The following is an 18,855-nucleotide window of genomic DNA, read 5'->3' on the forward strand; positions in this document are numbered from 1 at the left end:
TTATACCCTTAAATGGTTCAGACTGTTGATCTTTCGATAGAATTATTCTGCATATGTAATGCACCATGCCATCACTTGTGCAGGGCGCAAAATTATTTTTCCAAAATCGCGTTAATATCCTGATATCCACGTGCCTTGGCATGCTGCAATGCGCTCACACCATCTTTATCAGTAATGGATGTGTCAGCTCCGGCATCAACCAGCAATTTGACAATTGCGGTATGTTTTACCCCGCCATTGCCCAAAATCACAGCCTCCAGCAAAGCTGTCCAGCCCAGATTATTGACATGATCAACATCAACGCCTGCTTCAATCAAAGTTTTAACCGTCTCGACATGGCCGCGTTCTGCCGCCGGAATTAAAGCCGTACCACCATAGCGGTTGGTACTTTTCAAATCAGCACCATGAGCAAGGGTCATTTTCAAAATGTCCAAATGGCCTCGCGCACCGGCATAAAGATAGGGACTGTCGTGAATACTGTCTTTGGCATTCACATCGGCACCGGCTTCAATCAAAAGCTTTGCAGCCTCGACATTGTTGGCAATCGTTGCGACCAGCAATGCAGTTTGGCCTTGTTCATTACGAACATCAGGCTTCACACTCGCTTCAAGCAATGTGCTGATTGCCACCACATCATTATCGGCTGCGGCTTTTAAAATTTTTGTATCATTAGATTGTGACATAGCTCCTCCAATTGTCAAAACAACAAAAGATAAAGCGATAAAAACCGTCTTAAAACCGGATTTCCATTCAAACATAAACCAAAAACCTCATCCGCAAACCACAATTTTAGAAAATAATATATTCAATCTATCAAAGCTTAATTGTGACGGACACGCAAACAAACAGACGCAGACCTGATAATGAGACTTCTCGCCCGACACCAAAACATGATAGGGCATGGCGCATGAGCGCTTTATCTATGCCAACCCCGATCTATCATCCGCCATTGGAGCCTTATCTCACGATCTTGCATCAGGAGCGGGATTTTTTGGTGCTGGATAAACCAAGCGGTCTTTTATCGGTACCCGGCCGTCATCCGGCCTTGTCGGATAGTCTGGCAACGCGGGTGCAAAAACGGTTTCCCGAAGCGCTGATGATCCACCGTTTGGATAAAGACACATCCGGCATTGTGCTGATGTCTCTAAATCGTAAAGCCCATGCACTAATTGCCAACCAATTTGCCGAGCGTTCGACGAAAAAATCCTATGTGGCCGAAGTTTGGGGCAATGTGAAGGAAGAGAGCGGCCTTGTTGATCTGCCGCTCTGCATCGACCCCGATAACAAACCTTGTCATCATGTCGACGCGGTTAATGGCAAACCGGCGCAATCGCACTGGCAGGTACTCGCGCGCGGCGCAGATACAACAAGGCTGCAATTGTCGCCGCTTACAGGCCGCACCCATCAATTGCGTGTACATATGAAAGCCATCGGCCATGTGATTTTGGGCGATGAATTTTATGCAACCGACGAAGCACTGGCCCGCGCCAATCGCCTGATGCTCCATGCAGAAGAAATTACCTTTCAGCATCCTGATGGCGGTCTGGCAACATTTAGCGCTCCCTGCCCTTTTTAAAGATGTGCTCCATGTCAAAAAACACAGAAAATGATGATCTGATTGTGGATTTTGTCGGCGGCGCTGTCGGCCACCGCTTTCGCGTCAATGAAGGCCGCGGGCAGGCCTTGGCAAAAGCGGCAGGGCTCACCGGCAATATCACGCCCTTTATTGTCGATGCGACAGCAGGGCTTGGACGTGACGCGTTTTTGCTTGCCGCACTGGGCGCGCATGTCACCTTGATTGAACGCTCGGAAAAGATGCACCACCTGCTCGCAGAAGGAATGCAGCGCGCCGCCAATGAAGGTGGACGACTGGCTGAAACGATCGCCCGCATGACGCTCATTCATGGCGATTCCAACGAAATCTTGCCTGATCTCAAACCACAAGTGGTGCTGGTTGACCCGATGCACCCACCGCGCGGCAATACGGCTTTGGTCAAAAAAGAAATGCGCCAAATCCGCGAAATCGTCGGTACTGATCCGGATGCTGAAAAACTAATGCAGGTGGCGCTGGAACACGCACAAAACCGCGTTGTGCTGAAATGGCCGCTTCGTGCTGCACCGATGCAAAATATCCGTAAATTTTCGCACCAAATTTTAGGCAAAAGCACCAGATATGATGTTTTTGTCAAAGCCAAACTGCTGCCACCAGAAGAGCAGGAGACCGAATAGAACCATGACCATACGCCCGATTGTCCGCTTTCCCGACCCTCGCTTGCAACAAAAAGCTGAAATTGTCACCCAATTTGACGAGGCTTTAAAAACGCTTTGCCATGACCTGTTGGAAACTATGCGTGCGGCACCGGGCATCGGCATCACCGCGCCGCATATTGGCGTTTTAAGCCGTGTTGTCGTTCTCGAAATTTCCCCAGAGACCGAATATAAATTTTATATCAACCCTGAAATCATCGAAGCTTCTGAAACCATGATCCGTCATCAGGAAGGCAGTGTTTCCATGACGGGGATGGTGGATGATGTGGAACGTCACGCCACAATTCGCCTGCGCTATCAGAACTTAGAGGGCCAAGAACAGTTTGAAGAAGCTGAAGGGCTGCTTGCGGTTTGCCATCAGCATGAAGTGGATCAGCTCAACGGCATTTTTTGGTTGCAGCGCCTCTCCCGCCTCAAGCGTGATCGCCTAATCAAACGCTATTCAAAGCTGAACAGATAATAGCTAAAGGGGTTTTTATACAACCTGCCCCGCGCACCAGCCCGATGACCAAGCCCATTGGAAATTATAGCCGCCGAGCCAGCCGGTGACATCAACTACTTCGCCGATGAAATAAAGCCCGCTCACTGTTTTGCTTTCCATCGTCTTGGAATCCAGATCACGGGTATCCACACCGCCAAGGGTAACTTCCGCCGTGCGGTAGCCTTCCGACCCTGCCGGTTTAATGCGCCAATCATTAATCGCTGCTTCAATACGGCGGAATTCTTTGTCCGGCATATCCGCAAGCTTGGCAAATTTTACTTGCGCTTCGGCAATCGTCTGCGCCAGTTTTTTCGGCAAATACTGTGCAAGCGCTGTTTGCAATTCCTGACGGCCATTTTGCGCCCGCTGCTTTTTTAACACAGCCAACACGTCCAAATGTGGCAGCATCGAAATGGCGATCTCGTCCCCTTCGCGCCAATAAGATGAAATCTGCAAAACCGAAGGCCCGCTAATACCACGATGGGTAAAAAGCATCGCCTCTTCAAAGCTGGTTTTGCCACAGGTGATTTTCGCATCCAGCGCCACACCGGCGAGTGGTTTCAAGCGCTCCAGCAAATTTGGCTCGAATGTCAAAGGCACAAGGCCGGGACGCGTTTCCACCAATCGCAAACCAAACTGGCGCGCCACATCATAGCCAAAGCCGGTTGCGCCCATTTTGGGGATGGATTTACCACCCGTTGCCACCACAACCGAACCGCAATTGATCTGCACATCGTCAAACTTCACCAAAAAACCGGCATCAGTTTTTTCGATGACATCGACACTCGTCGATAGCGCCAATTGCACAGAAAAGCGTTTCATTTCATCCAGCAGCATATCAATGATTTGTTGGGCTGAACCGTCACAGAAAAGCTGCCCCAGTGTTTTCTCATGATAAGCAATCGCGTGACGATCCATCATGGCGATGAAATGGTTTTGCGTATAACGGCTGAGGGCCGATTTACAAAAATGCGGGTTTTGCGAAATGAAATTCTTCGGGCTTGCATGCAAATTGGTGAAGTTGCAACGCCCGCCGCCGGAGATACGAATCTTCTCGCCAGCACGTTTGGCGTGATCAATCACCAGCACCGAGCGCCCGCGTTTGCCCGCTTCAATAGCGCACATCATGCCAGCCGCACCAGCTCCGATAATCACAACATCAAACCACTTCACGTCACATCCACTCCGACTTATTCAAAGATAAGGCGCTACAGCATGTCTGCCGGACAAGAAAGCACTATTTGCTTTGCAAACCCATTCTGCGGTTAAGCCAACGTGGTTTGGGCAAGGTTTTATGCCGCTCAAATTCTGGCTCGAAGCACTCAAAAACCGCTTGGCTCATGGACATTGCTTTCGGTGTACCTGAAGCTTGGCTCACATGCATCAGCCACTGCTCGGACAAAGCCAGTACCTCATTGTCTTTGTTTTTCATTTCCAGCAGAAAACGCACCCGCTTTTTATCAAGGCCGATCAATTGCACGCTGACATTGATCTTGTCGCCCTGATAGCATTCTTTAAAATAGCCGATCCGGTTTTCAAGCGTGTAGAATGTAGCCTTTTCAGCCTTTAAATAGGCCGCACCCAAATGATGATGCTCAAGATAGGCATTGCCGGCATGTGAGAACACAAGCCCATATGCATGATCCGCCATATGGCCATTATAATCCACCCAGTCAGGCAGAACCGTCACTTCCATTGTAAATAACAATTACGCCCGCGGATATCCGCTCCCTATTTCTTCGTCTTTTCTCAATCTCAGTCTTGATGCACTTTTAAGGTAGATTTTACAAACTACATATATTTTAAAATAAACGATTGCATTTTTTTGCAATTATTATTATTTAATGATTAATTAGTTTAAAGGAGCTGCCCTTATGGCGGATATTTTCATATTCCTTGAACCGCCAGTTTTACCGCCTTCACATCGGTTCGGTGCAATTTATTGTGGCTGTTGTGACAAGCAAAAACGACATGGCTCAATGCATAAGCGAGCCGGAAGATAACTTTGTGCGTTATTTAAAAATTCCGCGCAATAAACGACCGAAAGTAGCATGGGGCAAATAATGCAGTACGACCTTTCCAAACAGGCCGCTTTCATGAAAGAAAATGTGAAAGAAGCCTCCAACTTTCTCAAAAAGCTCTCCAATCCAGACCGCTTATTAGTGACTTGTGCACTCGTCGATGGTGAACGCTCGGTACGCGAACTGGAAGACATGCTAAACATTCGCCAGCCCGGCCTGTCGCAACAATTGGCGGAATTACGCCAAGCCTGTCTTATCGAAGGGCGCAAAGAAGGCAAACAAGTATTCTACCGGCTCGCTGATCCACGCATTGAAACATTCATTCAAACGATGCATGGTCTGTTTTGTAAGGCCGGAGAACAAAAATCATGACCGGCTTTACCCCGCTTCAATCACTTGGTGGCGGTGCGCTGATTGGATTAGCCGCCTGTATGCTGATGTATCTACATGGCCGCATTGCCGGTATCAGCGGTATTTTATCAGGCGTTTTGCCACCTTTCAGCCCTGATTGGGGTTGGCGTGCTGCTTTTCTTATTGGTGCAATCGCCGCACCAACATTATTGTTTTATTGCTTCGACTTCACACCCGCCTTTACAAATAACGTTCCGGTATTTGGGCTGATTATCAGTGGTCTGCTTGTTGGTTTCGGCATCACAATCGGTTCCGGTTGCACATCCGGCCATGGCATTTGTGGCATCTCGCGGCTGTCCATCCGCTCCATTGCAGCAACTCTCACTTTCATGCTGACCACAACCATCACTGTCTTTACCATTCGCCATGTTTTCGGAGGCTTTTAAATGTCGCGCATTCTATCAGCTCTATTCATTGGTCTGATTTTCGGTAGCGGCATTGCCGTTTCAGGCATGATCAATCCTGCCAAAGTGCTTAATTTCTTTGATTTTTTTGGCACATGGGATCCCTCGCTGGCATTTGTAATGGGAGGCGCTTTGATCATCACAGCGATTGGTTATTTCTTTATTTTGAAACGTCCGGCACCTTTGCTGGATAAAAGCTTTCACCTGCCATTAAAGCAGCAGATTGATCGACCTTTGATTGCAGGTTCTGCCATTTTCGGCATTGGTTGGGGCATTGGCGGTTTTTGTCCAGGCGGCTCTATTCCAGCGTTGGGTCTGATGCAAACTGACGTTTATATTCTGGTCGCCTCGATGATCACAGGCATTCTGATTGCACGCTTTATGCGTGGCAAAATGCAATGTTAAAAGCCAGAAGCGTGTTTTAAAACACGCTTCTGTTTATCTTAACGATTTAGACCACGCAACATGCCATAGAGCTTTTGTGCCAACACCGGATATGCATGTTGATCTCGCCATTTTTGCGCACGCTGTTGCTGCTCAATTTTTTCCGACACACTCAGCCTGATAAAATCTTCAATTCCAGCCGCAATATCCTCCGGTGAGATACCCCGCAATGTGAAAACCGCAGGCGCGACATCTTTAAAGATAGCCAATGGTGTGACTGCAACAGGTGTCCCGCATGTGATACCGTAGCGAACCGCTCCGCTCGAAGATTCAGCAGTTTTTTGATAAGGAAAAACGACAAGATCGGTTTGGGAAAGTTGTTTAATACTGCTTTCATCATCCAGAAAATCAGTATTGATGCTTATATAATTTTGTAATTGAAGCGTCTCAATTTTCTTTCGGGCCTGCGCTATGATTTTAGCTGACTGCGGTACTGGATACTCAGCGTTCAGCATTTTCAAACACACATTCATGCCCTTGTCTCTTAAAATACGGACGACATCAATCAACTCTAACAAGCCTTTATGAGGTAAAAAGAAACCATAAGAGCCTAGTACAAAACTGTTCTCGTTTTTTTGCTCTTGTTTTTCTATCTTTGACTCCAGAATTCCATGAGGAAACAAAACAGAATTCTCAAAAATACCAATTTTTTTCAAGCGATTAAGATCATCACAATTGTGAACTAAAATACGTGCACATTGTTTCAACTCTTCAACCAATTGATCAAGCTTTTTGGTTGGATCCGTATCAGGATTCTGCGTCGCATGCATGACAACAACCACAACGATACCGGCATCATGGAGCTGGCTCAAAAATTCTTTAAAATAAATAAAATTAAAGAAACCATAATTGAACTGTATCACAATAACATTGATACGCTGCCGGATGATCTCTTCATACATCATCTTAAAATCATCGATATTATTATCGTTCCAACATCGAAAAACATTCGGTTCATCATTTTTTAATGAGGAATGAGCATGAGATGCAAATATACGGATTGGCTGTACCAGAGATTTGATCAAATGCTCTGAATAAGTAGCGATCCCACAGCGTGTATTCCATGACGAAATCCAGCCAAGCCGCATCTCTTTTTCTGGAAGAGCTTGTGAGAATTGCCGTGCGGCTTCTACATTACGTTGTGCCACATCTTCCCAACGATGCTTTGATAAAAGCTGTTCACGTGCGCAGGCACATCGTTGAGTGATTTCGCTCAGAGGCGCTTCAAAAACCTCACGCATTTTTAGTGCCAGATCTTCAACATCCGGCTCAGCCCAAACTGAATTAAACAATTCAAAATGCGTATCGGTCGGCGAAAATTGATAATCAACCAACCAGGTGTTTTGCGCAGTGCAAAAATCAAGCTGACCACTCCACCTCGTCGTAATCACAGCTAATCCTGAAAGCATTGCCTCGGCCAATGGCAGTCCAAAACCTTCCGCACGACTCGGCGCAACCAGAGCATGACAATCCTGATAAAGTTTTTTCAGCTGACTGTCGCTCAAATCCTCCTCAATAATAACAACATCGGGATAATTGGGATATTTCGAACGTATTTGTTCAAGCCAAACATGTATCTGATTGTGAGGGTTGGCAAATGTTTTGATGATCAGCGTAACGTCATCTGATCGCGTAAACTGCCTTCCATAAGCCTCCAGCATCACATCAACACCTTTGCGCGGAAAGCATGATGAAACGTGCAAAAAGCGAAACCTCTTGCCTTGCACCTGATAATGATCATCAGCCACCACACGCTCCCAATGATCGACACCAACCCCTGCAACTTTAATAGGAACAGACACACCATTGTCGATCAGGACTTTTCGCACATGCTCAGACATGACCGTGATGCCCTGCAAGCTGACATTTAGTTTTTCTGTCCAGCGATAAGGAAAACTGCTCTCCTCCCAACCATAAGAATGCAGCAGATTAATGCGGCCTTTCATATCCTCGACACGCGGCGGATAAAGATTGCGGCTGGTTATATCCGCCGACAATTCATCCAGATTTTCTGCCTGTTTTTGCATATGTGCCAAATCTGGATTTGCTTGCAAAAATGCTTGATCAGCAGCGAAATCCCCTGCCCCTTCGGTTGAGTGCAAAGCAACTTGATGACCTAATTTTGCTAATGCACGGGCTAATTCACGGTTGAGCAGCGCAAGACTATAGGAACTGTCAAAAGGCCCCTCCAATCGCCAGCGAATTGTCTCTTCCAGCACAGCGCCACGATTAAAATACTGTGCCTGTTTTTCGTTTAGTTCAATCGCCTGCGCTATATTGATCAGCTCTTGCTGGCGATCCTGTTTGATCTGCGGCAGATAATCACTCAATCTGTGAATAAGCTTCTGATAGGTTTCATTATTCGCACAATATTGATCGCTCCAAGCAAGAAAATGACGCTGTCGGGCTGCCTGAGACTCATAGAGCGCTTCCCATGCCTTTATCAAACGCTTTGCCGTCTCATCCCATGAGAATAATTGAGCGCGTTTTGCTGCATTTTCCTTCAGACATGTGCGAAAAACATCATCCGTCAAAGCTTGTAGAAGTTTGTTCGAGATCGCCTGCTCATCGAAAGGGTCAAACAACGCATCTTCCCAACCAACCACTTCCGGTAGACTGGACGTGTTAGAACCAATGACAGCGGCTCCGCAGTGCATTGCTTCCAGTGCAGGTAAGCCAAACCCTTCCTGCCAGCTTGGAAAAACAAACAATTCGCATAAATTATAAAGTGCGATTAAATCTTCATCATTTACGTAGCCGGCAAAACATAACTCACCCGCCTCAAGGCCAGCCGATTTGGCCAGTCCTTGCAACAATACACGTTCATGCGCACTCATCTTGCCAGCCAAGAGCAACATATATTTTTGTCTCAAAGCTTCAGGCAGTGCAGCATAAGCCTTAATCAAACGCGGAAGATTTTTGCGCGGATCAGTTCCGCCTGCATATAAAATAAAGGGCCTAGTGAGCTGCAAGCGTTGTAGCAGCGCATCGATCTTTCTTTGCGATAAAGTCAGTTTTTTAAAACATGGATCAACGGCAGAAGATATATTGATAATTTTATCAGCTGGAATTTTTAATAAATCCTCTGCTTCAATTTTGGAAAAATCCGAGATTGCCAGCAATAAATCAGCTCGTTTTAAATTCTCGATTTTTTTTGAATAATAATGATTATAAGCCGCATTATTTTTTAAATATTCTTCCGGATTACTAAGCGGTATAAGATCATAGACCATTACACTCACTGGAATATCTTGATCAAAGACATGAATGGTTGACACTGCATCATCCATATAGCCTTCAAACAAACTGGTTATATGAATAATATCCGGCCGAAGATCTTTCAGAAAACGTTCACGCAACAATTCGGCTATGTCGTGGCGGGCTTTATTTTCTGCCAAGCCTGCTGATACAGGAACTGGCGCTTGCCAAATGACAATATTCTCAGCTGGCAACAAATGTTCAAACGCATCACGAATAGCCGCAACTGAGTCAATCAACATGCCATTCAACACAAGAATAATCTCATGGCTCTTATTCTGACGTATAACAGCCTTCACCAATGATTGCGTATAGCGACCAATACCGCGAAATCGGCTTTCTGTCTGCAATCCCTGCATATCAAAAACAATACGCATCAGAGCTCTCCTTTATGTCCAGAGCTCCGCACGAGATCATGATAGATAGACTTTGCGCGATAATTCAATGCACCCAATGCCAATTCATGCTTTTCAACAGGCATATCCTCAGCTCGAAAAGTCGATTGCGAGCTCATTGGTCGCCCTATGATCAGCCGATACAGATAGTCTTTAACTTTTGGAAATCGCACAAAAAATGTTCGAAAAATACGCATAATTTGGGGTCGCTGCATAATAAAAAAACTGCATTTTTGTAAAGCAAAACGCCCATTATGCTTCCATTCCTGCCAACTCAGCTTATCAATGCTTAACCGTATCCATCGAATTGGAGAGGTCACGCGCCACGATGTGCTGCGATAAAGTGCTGTAATCTGATCATCTTTTGCTGAAATCAATGTTTCATAGTGTTGTTTCGCTGATTCAAAATCGTCTTGTTGCTTAGCACTCTTTGTTGTTTCTAACTGCAACGTCTGTATCAAATCATTCAGCTTTGCATTCACCGCATTTAAATTCTTTTTTAAAGTTTTCTGTTCAGTCAGCAGCTTATTATTCTTTTTTATGTAGGCCGCTTCACTCGCCAACATAAAATTATCAAATACGTTTGGTGGATAATCAAAAAACCTCTCTAAATCACTATGCTCATGCGCCAGATAAAAACGGTTGAGTCCATCCTGATAAACTAAATTATACTGATTAGAGAGCAGAACATGTTCCCAATCACGATGGGAAGCAATTTGCGATAGTGGCAAAGTCGCCTCCACAACCACAATCCAAGGGCGATATTTCTGCCAGTCATGCGAAGCAATAATCGCTTTTTCCAAACCTTCAACATCAACCTTTAAAAAATGAACCTCTTGATGATCTGGAACATATTCAATCCAAATAGCCGGTAATGTGAGCACATCAACCTTTTGTGGTTTGATGTTAAAACCCTGTGCTTCATATTTTGTAACGAAATCAGGATCGAGTGTTGAAAGACCACTGCCTGCAACGAAAAACATCGTGGCGGTTCCTTCATAATCACTTACAGCAATTTTCAGGTTGCGATCCCGTTTTCGTTGTAGTTTTAGCTCGCGATAGTAGTAAGGATTAGGTTCAATATTGATGCCATGCCATCCTGCATCATAAAAACAGCGCGTTACGCTATCCTTAGTGGGTGACCACGCACCGATATCGATGTAAAAACCTTTTTTGATATTTTTAAATGCGCGCCACAACATAATATCTTCAAAATTTTGCGCGTATGAGATCAGCATATACAATCACCCGGAAAAAAAGGCGTAAAATAATTTATAGTTAAAAGTAGCATATGAATTTATGAATTATATGAAGCTTGAAATAACTTCATCAAAGCAACCAATTTACAAGATTACGGATTTAACGAGAGAACAGCAAGCGCTTGGTTATTTACTGGAATTCAAATAGTATTGTTAAATGCAAAAACGGCTCAAGCATAATTGCTTGAGCCGTTTTGATTTGGTTGCGGGGGCACGCAACTACCGATACCGACATTCATTAGAGGTAACCATATAGCAGCGCATCAGTAAGATATATCACTAAGTCGTTTCAACTAACTCATGCAGATCACTACACCAGAGCTCATTTATATGATTGATCATCTTATCTCTTGAGTACCAAAGCTACCAGTTCCGTCTGCCGGCCGGTCTCCGTTTTCTGGAATATATTGCGCATGTGAAAAGCAACAGTAGAACGCGAGACGCCGAGGTCAGTCGCGATCTGCGTCAATTTACTACCTTGAGCGAGCGCTTGCGTGATCCGTAGTTCTGCGGGTGTAAGGCCATAGACTTCCGAAAATTTTGTAAAATTAGGAGCAGCTGACCGTAATGGGCGCGCCGAACGGATGCGTCTGATCTGTCGCAGACGCGCTTCGATGGTCGCCAGTAAGAGATCATAATCGATTGGCTTCACGAGGTAATCATCTGCACCAAGACGCTTGCCATCAACGATATGCCTTGGATCGGCAAGGGCGGAGAGGAAGACAAAAGGAATTTCGGCATAGTCAGGCCCTCGTTCTTGCAGCGCATCAAGCACGCCATAACCATCAAGTTCGGGCATGGAGATGTCGCAAAGAACCAGATCGGGGCAGACACGTGCCAGCTCGCCAAGCGCTTGCCTACCATTACTGGCTTCGACGACATCATACCCCGCCTCGACCAGTTCGTCTACGATGTCACGCCGCAATTGCACTTCGTCCTCAATGCAAAGGATCACAAAAGGCTCCGCGATCATACCCTCACCTTTCGAAAGATCATGGGCGCACCAGCACCGGATGCAGAACGTGGCAGCGACATCGCCATTCGAACAACGCCTGTCTCCGAATCCTGTAAACACACGTCGCCGCCCTGCAAGCGCGCAAGCGCTTTCGCCATGTAAAGACCAACGCCAATACCGGGGCAGCCTTCAGTATTGCTGCCACGATAATAGCGATCAAACAGCACGTCCCGCTCGAACATTCCGCCCAATGAGCCGGTATTCGTTACGATGCAGGTAATAAGCGACTGATCGACGGTAAAACTGATACCGATCAACGTCTCCTTCGGAGAATATTTCACCGCATTGGACAAAAGGTTTGTCAAAATGTGCTCCGCATGAACCGGATCGCAATAGGCAATCGGCGACCCATCAACCGGCGGCATGACCGTGATCCTGCGTCCACCCATGTCCTCAGCCTGCCGTGCGCAGATGTCCGCAACAAGAAGGCCGAGATCGCAGGCCTGGCTGCGGACCTCAATCTGGCCGGCATCAAGCCGCGCCGCGTCGAGGGTGCTCTCTACCAGCCTGACCAGGCGTGCGATGGCACTACGGGCTTGGCTACCCCGCTCAGTGATCTCTGCCGGCGTTAATTGTTCGCGCCGGCGGATCAACCGCTGAAGCGCAGAATCGACGAGCGCAAGTGGAGTGCGGAACTGGTGCGAGATCATCGTGCCGAAGTTGCGGTATAGGTCAGCGGTGGCACGTTCCCTGACCAGCGCCGCCTCAAGCTCCTGCGTACGCGCTTGCACCAATTGCTCAAGATAGTCGCGATGATCCGCGATTTTACGCTGGACTGCTCGTCGTTCTGTGACGTCCGAGATCAGAAGGATCGTGCCTATGATGCGGCCACCATCGCGCAGCGAAAAACAGCGCAGATCGACATAGAGCGGCTCAGACTGATCATCTGGAAAAAACGGCTGATCGAGCAATGCGACAGCCTGGCCCTGCAGAGCCTCGCCGATGGCCATCTCGACCCGGTCTACCGCGAAAAAGCCTGATAATTCTCCCAGCGCACCACCTGTTGCCCGATCAGCACCAACACGGAACAGCCGTTCGGCAGCCTCGTTCCAGACCGTGCAGCGTCGATCCATATCGACAGCGATAATACCTTCATCGCTGGATCCGATCAGCAGTTCGGAAAACGCCTTTTCCTTGTTGAGCAAGCGAGTCCGTTGCCTTGCATCACGGATCGCCAGCAGAAAATGAACGCAAAGCATCGAGCCTGCCAATGATATGCCGATCATGGAGATAATGATTTGCCACAGCTGCTTGCGCGTGACATCAAGCGTCGCGCCAAGATCGTCCCATTCGGCCACCATTGCCTTGTTGGCAGCTTCAGTGAGCGTCGCATTGTAAGGATCCAGCAGAGCTCTGATGCGCGGCATTGTCGCCGAGCTGGGGCTTTTCAGCAACGAGCCAAGCTCGTCGAGGTTTTCCCGCAACTCATCCAAAGGAGCCAACGCACCAAGCGCTTCCATCCGCCGACGTTGCGGGCCATCATCAAGTAAGGCTAGCCGGCTGAGGAATATGTTCAGGCGCAACTCTGTTTGCGCGTGATCAGCCTCTCCGGCAGCGTTGTCCGCGATGGCCTCGCTCAGCTGCAGGCTTGAAATATGCGCCTGCGAGATCACCCAAAGCATATTCTGGGTGGCCTCAATGCGCATGTTGCGCTCGATATCAGACAGGCGCATCAAAGAGAATGCGAGCAGAACGACAAAGATAGCGATGGCCGAGACAGGCAGCGCGACGCCCAGCAATGCACGTGCTCGCCTGCTCATCGAATATCCAGCGATTTTAATTGCCAAACCCAACGATAATCAAAGCGGATATCCTGCAGCTCGGCATGCTGGTCACGTGGGTAGACAATCCATAGCGGCCCCTTCTCGCTCGGCAGCAGCGGTTTTCCGTCCATCTCATAGGCAACAAGAATGTCGAACTGGTCAAATTCCTCGACTGCGAATTCAATCGCGTAATCATTCAGGGCTCTCGCAGTCACGACTGTGCCGTGAGAGCCGACATGCGCCAAAATATCTCTCATTAAAACGCCGTCAAAGCGGTGCACACCATCTGTGACAGCGGTGGTTGTTTCGAGCCGCGCTTGAGGAAGTGTCCGCAGCTCCACGATGTCGAAATGTGCGACCCCTTCCGCATTGCCTTTCGAAATAGCGCCGCTCACCTCAAGTATGGAGGAAGGCAATATTGACTGATCCTGACCACTGACTTCAGAAGAAAAGTAAAACAACACGGCTGTCAAAATAGAAAAGAAAAATACTTGCAAAACTACGCGCTTCCCTCCAGGCTGCCCCTAATTTTTTGTGCTCACTTATTTTATATATTTATCCACTTTGGCACATTTTGACTAATTATACTCAGTTTTTCCGACATGTCCCTATCCAAATGGATGGGGCATGCCTGCTTTGCTTCTGCTAAAGTTTCCTGAACGGATGTAAAAGGCAAGGTTATATAGAAGGCGAGATAAGGCATGTGGGATTTTAGAGTCGGTGGCGCGCTAGCAATGATGGCGCGGACCATGCCGTTCATCGTGCTGCGGATAGCAGTCTACTTCGGTATTGCGGTTGGCTATGTTTTGCTGACGGGGACCGGCGCCGGTATCGGCTATGGCGTGGGCGGCTTCGGCGATGAAGGGTTTCAGGCAAACACAACGCTATGGGGCGGCGTTATAGGCTTTGGCCTGTTTGGCGCCATCATGTACTGGGCGCGCGAATATATACTTTATATCGTCAAGGCGGGCCATATCGCGGTATTGGTGGAACTAATCGACGGCAAGCCAATGCCGGATGGCAAGTCACAGATCAGCCATGCGACAACCGTGGTGAAGGAACGCTTTGCTCAGGCCAGTGTCCTGTTTGCTATCGATCAGCTGGTGAAGGGTGTGATCGGAGCAATCACCGGGCTGGTGCGCGGCATCCTGACCATCCTGCCCATACCGGGAGCGCAGCAGCTTTCGGGTATCCTGCACGCCTTCCTGCGGGTTGCTGTTGGTTTCATCGACGAAATCATTCTCGCCTATGCAATCCGCACAGGCGCGACAAACCCTTGGGGATCGGCCAGAGAAGCGCTCGTGCTTTACGGCCAGAACTACCGTGTCATGCTCAAGAACGCTGCCTGGCTAGCAATCATTGTCTACCTTCTGAGCTTTCTGGTGTTTCTGGTGATGCTCGCGCCAGCAGCTCTAGTAGTCTACGTGATGCCTGGCGCGTGGGCAGCCGGTGGCTTCGTGTTCGCGCTTTTGTTTGCCTGGAGCGTTAAGGCGGCATTGCTGGAGCCGTTTGCCATCGCCTGCCTGATGCAGGTGTTTTTCAAAACCATCGAAGGTCAGCAACCCGACCCCCAATGGGACGCAAGGCTGGAGCAGATGTCGGGCAAATTCCGCAAGCTGAAGGCGCGCGCCATGGGAGCGTCAGGTTCTTCCGGTCCGCGTAGCGACAGTGATGTGCAGCCTGCATGAAACAATTTACGGAACGAAACACCATGATGAAAGCTTTGAAAACGGCACTGATCGCGGCTACCGCTATCATCCCCCCTCTGTCGGTCGCCGTAGCGGCAGAAGATGTGGTCATCGTTTATGACGCCTCCGGCTCGATGTGGGGCCAGATCAACGGCACCAGCAAGATAGAAATCGCACGCGACGTGATGGTCGATCTCGTGACCGGCTGGTCCGACGACATCAATCTAGGTCTGGTCGCCTATGGACATCGTTCAGAAGGCGACTGCCGCGACATCGAAACATTGATCAAACCGGGCGCGCTCGACAAGGCAAACTTCATCAGCACGGTGAACGGCATCCGCCCGAAAGGAAAGACGCCGATTTCCGCAGCCGTCCAGCACGCCGCAGAACTCTTATCTTATCGTGACAACCCCGCCACGGTCGTGCTCATTTCTGATGGTCTGGAAACCTGTCAGGCCGATCCTTGCGCGGTCGCCGAGCAGCTGGCACGGCAGGGCGTGAAGTTCACGACCCATGTCGTTGGTTTCGATCTTGAGGACAAGGCTCATGCCAGCCTCGCCTGCATTGCCGAAAACACCGGTGGCGTCTTCGTTCCGGCCCAAAATGCTGCTGAGCTGAAAGAAGCGCTGGCGCATGTGCAGTCGGTCATGGATTTGCAGCCAATGGTGGAGCAACAGCCCAACTCAACGCACGAACCCATGCAGGAAGCGGAAATTGATATCCAAGCTCCAGGACAGGTGACCACCGGCTCAAGCTTCAAGGTGACATGGTCAGACTCGATCCATCCGGAAGACTATGTCACTATCGTTCCTGCCGGAGCTGAAGAAGGCAGATATACCAATTATCAGCGCGTGCGCTATGTCACCGAAAACAGTTTGATCGCGCCCGCCGAGCCCGGCTTTTACGAGGTGCGTTATGTGCTGCGAGAAGGTGGGCGCACAATGGCTTCCGCTCCTGTGGAAGTCATTGAGGCCGAAATGGCTATCACTGCCCCCGAAGAGGTGATCACCGGCGCAAGCTTCAAGGTGACGTGGTCAGCTTCCATCCATCCGGAAGATTATGTCACCATCGTCCCTGCCGGAGCTGAAGAAGGAAAATACACCAATTATCAGCGCGTGCGCAATGTCACTGAAAACAGATTGATCGCGCCCGCCGATCCCGGCTTTTACGAGGTGCGTTATGTGTTGCGAGAAGGTGGGCGCACATTGGCTTCCGCTCCTGTGGAAGTCATTGAGGCCGAAATGGGCATCAGCGCGTCCAGCGAGGTGGCCACCGGTGCAAGCTTCAAGGTGACGTGGTCAGCTTCGATCCATCTGGAAGACTATGTCACCATCGTCCCTGCCGGAGCTGAAGAAGGAAAATACACCAACTATCAGCGCGTGCGCGATGTCACCGAAAACAAATTGACGGCACCTGCCGAGCCCGGTTTTTACGAGGTGCGTTATGTATTGCGAGAAGGTGGACGCACAATGGCTTCCACCCCCGTGGAAGTGGTGGCCGCCGAAGTGACAGTCAGCGGTCCGGAAGTCGCCCGTGCGGGAAGCAAAATTAAAGTCACCTGGTCGACTTCAGTCCACCCGGAAGACTATCTCACCATTGTCCCTGCCGGAACCGCTGAAGGCAAATATGCCGACTATATCCGGGTTCGGGACGCAAGTGCAGCCGATATGAAAACTCCGGCCGAAACCGGACTTTACGAAATCCGCTATGTGCTGCGCGAAGGCGCTCGCACCCTTGCCAGCCACCGGTTGGAAGTGGTGGCGGAAAACGCCCCGCTGGATGACGGAGCTGGGCTCAAGGTACCGGCGCAGGCGGGTATAGGCGAAACGATCACCGTGTCGTGGAGCTCGGAAGGCGGAAGCGCAGATCAGCGCATCGCTATTGCCCGCACCGATCAGGCCGATTTCAGCTGGATTGCGGCGCACAAGGTCGGAGACGAAAAGTCGTTGGAACTGCAAATGCCGGCACAGGCCGGAACCTATGAAATCCGGTTTCTTAATGTCGGCGACCGCAAGGTTCTGGGTCGCGCGATCGTAGAGGTGAAATGACCATGACACACACATTTAAGGCCGCACTGCTTGTCATGACACTCGGTCTGGCCGCATCTCACGCCCATGCCGAAATCGATGGCCACGGACCGGATGCCTGGCGCGTCACCAATGTGACTGTCGGGGACGTGCTCAATGCGCGCATGGGACCGGGCACCAATTATCCGGTGATCGAGGCTTTCAGCGACTATGAGCGCGGGCTACAGCAGATCACCTGCGTGCCATTTTACACCGCGGCACACTATACGAAGATGACGCAAGCGCAGATCAAGGCGCTGCCGCCACGTTGGTGCCTGATGCGCAACAAAGAAATGAGCAAGGCTGGTTGGGTAGCACAACGCTACATCACGCCCGATAATGAGCCGCTACTTGTCTCTCCGGCGCGAAAGTCTGTCGAGCACCCGACCGAGCCATACTTACCCGAACCAGACATCGATCCTGTTGCTCAGGCGCAGGATCTGGTTCGTGAGATTTATGAACGCCAGTTCCAGTCCGAAAACGGCAATTTACCGAGCGCGTTCGATCCGAAGGTGTCCAAAAACTACTTTACCGACGAGATTGTGACCTGGCTGGCCTCAGGCAAAGTTGGTGCACATCCTCTATACGGCGCTCAGGACTTCGATGTCGTCTTAGAAGATCCGACGCCTGATCCTCACCAGCCGATGCTGCGTGGTATGATCACCATCAACGTCGATTTCACCAATTTCGGCAAGAAGCAGCGCGCGGTTTTCTACCTGCGCGCCGACACCACCAAAGCCGGCGCTCCGTTGCGGATTTTCCGCGTCGAGCACGATGGCTGGTCATATCCATAAGCACTGGAGAGCGAAATGTTCACGCAAAACCCCAAAACGAAGAAGCGCCGTACGCGCATCGCTCTCCTGATCGCTTCGTGCGGCAGCCTTATGCTTACAGGGTGCAGTGCAGAGGCGGAAGCACCGCCAGTAGAGAGCGTTACTGGGGCTGGATCAGGTATTCTGGAAACTACAGCTGGTCGCTACGAGTTGACGCCGACAACATGCGCCTTTTATGAGCAGGATGGAGCCTACGATATTGAGCTCCGGGGTCCCGGAACGACGCCAGACGGCGAGAAGCTCTTCTTCGAACTGTCGTCAACGGCGAATGCACTGACCATTGGCCTCGGCGTCGATCGTCCCTACGCCAGCCCTGAGCGACAGCTCAAGGCCGGACGCATCTATTCACAAGAGCTTGACATCGTCGTCGCCGGCGAAATGCTGTCGATCAACGATCTGGTTCTGGTCAACGAGGATGGCGCACCCGTCGTGAATGGCGCCACCCTCAGCATCAATTGCAGCGCACAGTAAGAATGGACTTGATGTGGTGGACGGCCTCCTGATCCGCTTTTGTGCGATAGTGTGGTTGTTTTTAAAAGCCACCAAGGA

The 18,855-nt window shown here is 49.6% G+C and carries 18 protein-coding genes; 10 read left to right on the plus strand and 8 right to left on the minus strand.

Going from position 1 to position 18,855, the window contains the following annotated elements:
• Positions 1–92: 92 nt before the first annotated feature.
• Entirely contained in the window at positions 93–683 is a 591-nt protein-coding gene (locus tag JNC77_RS11090; RefSeq protein WP_374832418.1) for an ankyrin repeat domain-containing protein, read from the minus strand.
• Between the two features lie 224 nt (positions 684–907).
• Between JNC77_RS11090 and JNC77_RS11095 the strand changes: the two genes are divergently transcribed.
• From JNC77_RS11095 to JNC77_RS11105, 3 genes are read left to right on the plus strand one after another with little or no spacing between them, the layout of a single operon-like run.
• A complete protein-coding gene (locus JNC77_RS11095; protein ID WP_374832420.1) occupies positions 908–1,576 on the plus strand; it encodes a pseudouridine synthase in 669 nt (222 codons plus the stop codon).
• Positions 1,577–1,587: 11 nt separating this feature from the next.
• Positions 1,588–2,229, plus strand: a complete 642-nt coding sequence (locus tag JNC77_RS11100; RefSeq protein ID WP_374832422.1) for a class I SAM-dependent methyltransferase — start codon at positions 1,588–1,590, stop codon at positions 2,227–2,229.
• 4 nt (positions 2,230–2,233) lie between these two features.
• Complete coding sequence (locus JNC77_RS11105; protein ID WP_374832424.1) at positions 2,234–2,728, plus strand: peptide deformylase; 495 nt, start codon at positions 2,234–2,236, stop codon at positions 2,726–2,728.
• Positions 2,729–2,743: 15 nt separating this feature from the next.
• Here the strand turns inward: JNC77_RS11105 and JNC77_RS11110 are convergent, their stop codons facing one another.
• Positions 2,744–3,922, minus strand: coding sequence for a BaiN/RdsA family NAD(P)/FAD-dependent oxidoreductase (locus JNC77_RS11110; RefSeq protein ID WP_374832426.1), 1,179 nt, complete (start codon positions 3,920–3,922; stop codon positions 2,744–2,746).
• 64 nt (positions 3,923–3,986) lie between these two features.
• Entirely contained in the window at positions 3,987–4,457 is a 471-nt protein-coding gene (locus JNC77_RS11115) for a thioesterase family protein (protein ID WP_374832428.1), read from the minus strand.
• Positions 4,458–4,812: 355 nt separating this feature from the next.
• Here JNC77_RS11115 and JNC77_RS11120 point away from each other — a divergent pair, with 355 nt between their 5' ends.
• From JNC77_RS11120 to JNC77_RS11130, 3 genes are read left to right on the plus strand one after another with little or no spacing between them, the layout of a single operon-like run.
• On the plus strand, positions 4,813–5,142 hold the full coding sequence (locus tag JNC77_RS11120; RefSeq protein WP_374832430.1) for an ArsR/SmtB family transcription factor: 330 nt from the start codon (positions 4,813–4,815) through the stop codon (positions 5,140–5,142).
• Entirely contained in the window at positions 5,139–5,567 is a 429-nt protein-coding gene (locus JNC77_RS11125) for a YeeE/YedE family protein (RefSeq protein ID WP_374832432.1), read from the plus strand. Before JNC77_RS11120 ends, JNC77_RS11125 begins: the two co-directional genes overlap by 4 nt.
• Positions 5,568–5,990, plus strand: a complete 423-nt coding sequence (locus tag JNC77_RS11130) for a DUF6691 family protein (protein ID WP_374832434.1) — start codon at positions 5,568–5,570, stop codon at positions 5,988–5,990.
• A 38-nt stretch (positions 5,991–6,028) separates the two neighbouring features.
• On the opposite strand, the gene JNC77_RS11135 is transcribed toward JNC77_RS11130, so the two are convergent.
• The 5 genes from JNC77_RS11135 to JNC77_RS11155 all read right to left on the minus strand — a co-directional run bounded on the left by JNC77_RS11135 (position 6,029) and on the right by JNC77_RS11155 (position 14,216).
• Entirely contained in the window at positions 6,029–9,664 is a 3,636-nt protein-coding gene (locus JNC77_RS11135) for a glycosyltransferase (RefSeq protein WP_374832436.1), read from the minus strand.
• Entirely contained in the window at positions 9,664–10,920 is a 1,257-nt protein-coding gene (locus tag JNC77_RS11140; RefSeq protein ID WP_374832438.1) for an FkbM family methyltransferase, read from the minus strand. The genes JNC77_RS11135 and JNC77_RS11140 overlap by 1 nt, the downstream gene beginning before the upstream one ends.
• Positions 10,921–11,284: 364 nt before the next feature.
• A complete protein-coding gene (locus JNC77_RS11145; protein WP_374832440.1) occupies positions 11,285–11,914 on the minus strand; it encodes a response regulator in 630 nt (209 codons plus the stop codon).
• A complete protein-coding gene (locus JNC77_RS11150; protein WP_374832442.1) occupies positions 11,911–13,716 on the minus strand; it encodes a sensor histidine kinase in 1,806 nt (601 codons plus the stop codon). The genes JNC77_RS11145 and JNC77_RS11150 overlap by 4 nt, the downstream gene beginning before the upstream one ends.
• On the minus strand, positions 13,713–14,216 hold the full coding sequence (locus JNC77_RS11155; RefSeq protein WP_374832444.1) for a putative pterin-binding protein: 504 nt from the start codon (positions 14,214–14,216) through the stop codon (positions 13,713–13,715). Before JNC77_RS11155 ends, JNC77_RS11150 begins: the two co-directional genes overlap by 4 nt.
• 204 nt (positions 14,217–14,420) lie before the next feature.
• Between JNC77_RS11155 and JNC77_RS11160 the strand changes: the two genes are divergently transcribed.
• Genes JNC77_RS11160 through JNC77_RS11175 form a run of 4 tightly spaced genes read left to right on the plus strand, consistent with a single transcriptional unit; the run spans position 14,421 to position 18,777 of the window.
• Positions 14,421–15,407, plus strand: a complete 987-nt coding sequence (locus tag JNC77_RS11160; RefSeq protein WP_374832446.1) for a hypothetical protein — start codon at positions 14,421–14,423, stop codon at positions 15,405–15,407.
• On the plus strand, positions 15,404–17,455 hold the full coding sequence (locus JNC77_RS11165) for a vWA domain-containing protein (protein WP_374832448.1): 2,052 nt from the start codon (positions 15,404–15,406) through the stop codon (positions 17,453–17,455). The genes JNC77_RS11160 and JNC77_RS11165 overlap by 4 nt, the downstream gene beginning before the upstream one ends.
• A 2-nt stretch (positions 17,456–17,457) precedes the next feature.
• The gene (locus tag JNC77_RS11170) at positions 17,458–18,267 is read left to right on the plus strand and encodes an SH3 domain-containing protein (protein WP_374832450.1); all 810 of its coding nucleotides are present in this window, start codon (positions 17,458–17,460) and stop codon (positions 18,265–18,267) included.
• A 15-nt stretch (positions 18,268–18,282) separates the two neighbouring features.
• On the plus strand, positions 18,283–18,777 hold the full coding sequence (locus JNC77_RS11175) for a hypothetical protein (protein WP_374832452.1): 495 nt from the start codon (positions 18,283–18,285) through the stop codon (positions 18,775–18,777).
• Positions 18,778–18,855: the final 78 nt, after the last annotated feature.

The organism is Paenochrobactrum pullorum, from assembly GCF_041929845.1.
Classification (GTDB): Bacteria; Pseudomonadota; Alphaproteobacteria; order Rhizobiales; family Rhizobiaceae; genus Paenochrobactrum; species Paenochrobactrum pullorum.

Coding starts and splice junctions, on each gene's coding strand:
- JNC77_RS11090 (WP_374832418.1), bottom strand. CDS start 683: ATGTCACAATCTAATGATACAAAAATTTTAAAAGCCGCAGCCGATAAT.
- JNC77_RS11095 (WP_374832420.1), top strand. CDS start 908: ATGAGCGCTTTATCTATGCCAACCCCGATCTATCATCCGCCATTGGAG.
- JNC77_RS11100 (WP_374832422.1), top strand. CDS start 1,588: ATGTCAAAAAACACAGAAAATGATGATCTGATTGTGGATTTTGTCGGC.
- JNC77_RS11105 (WP_374832424.1), top strand. CDS start 2,234: ATGACCATACGCCCGATTGTCCGCTTTCCCGACCCTCGCTTGCAACAA.
- JNC77_RS11120 (WP_374832430.1), top strand. CDS start 4,813: ATGCAGTACGACCTTTCCAAACAGGCCGCTTTCATGAAAGAAAATGTG.
- JNC77_RS11125 (WP_374832432.1), top strand. CDS start 5,139: ATGACCGGCTTTACCCCGCTTCAATCACTTGGTGGCGGTGCGCTGATT.
- JNC77_RS11130 (WP_374832434.1), top strand. CDS start 5,568: ATGTCGCGCATTCTATCAGCTCTATTCATTGGTCTGATTTTCGGTAGC.
- JNC77_RS11135 (WP_374832436.1), bottom strand. CDS start 9,664: ATGCGTATTGTTTTTGATATGCAGGGATTGCAGACAGAAAGCCGATTT.
- JNC77_RS11140 (WP_374832438.1), bottom strand. CDS start 10,920: ATGCTGATCTCATACGCGCAAAATTTTGAAGATATTATGTTGTGGCGC.
- JNC77_RS11145 (WP_374832440.1), bottom strand. CDS start 11,914: ATGATCGCGGAGCCTTTTGTGATCCTTTGCATTGAGGACGAAGTGCAA.
- JNC77_RS11150 (WP_374832442.1), bottom strand. CDS start 13,716: ATGAGCAGGCGAGCACGTGCATTGCTGGGCGTCGCGCTGCCTGTCTCG.
- JNC77_RS11160 (WP_374832446.1), top strand. CDS start 14,421: ATGTGGGATTTTAGAGTCGGTGGCGCGCTAGCAATGATGGCGCGGACC.
- JNC77_RS11165 (WP_374832448.1), top strand. CDS start 15,404: ATGAAACAATTTACGGAACGAAACACCATGATGAAAGCTTTGAAAACG.
- JNC77_RS11170 (WP_374832450.1), top strand. CDS start 17,458: ATGACACACACATTTAAGGCCGCACTGCTTGTCATGACACTCGGTCTG.
- JNC77_RS11175 (WP_374832452.1), top strand. CDS start 18,283: ATGTTCACGCAAAACCCCAAAACGAAGAAGCGCCGTACGCGCATCGCT.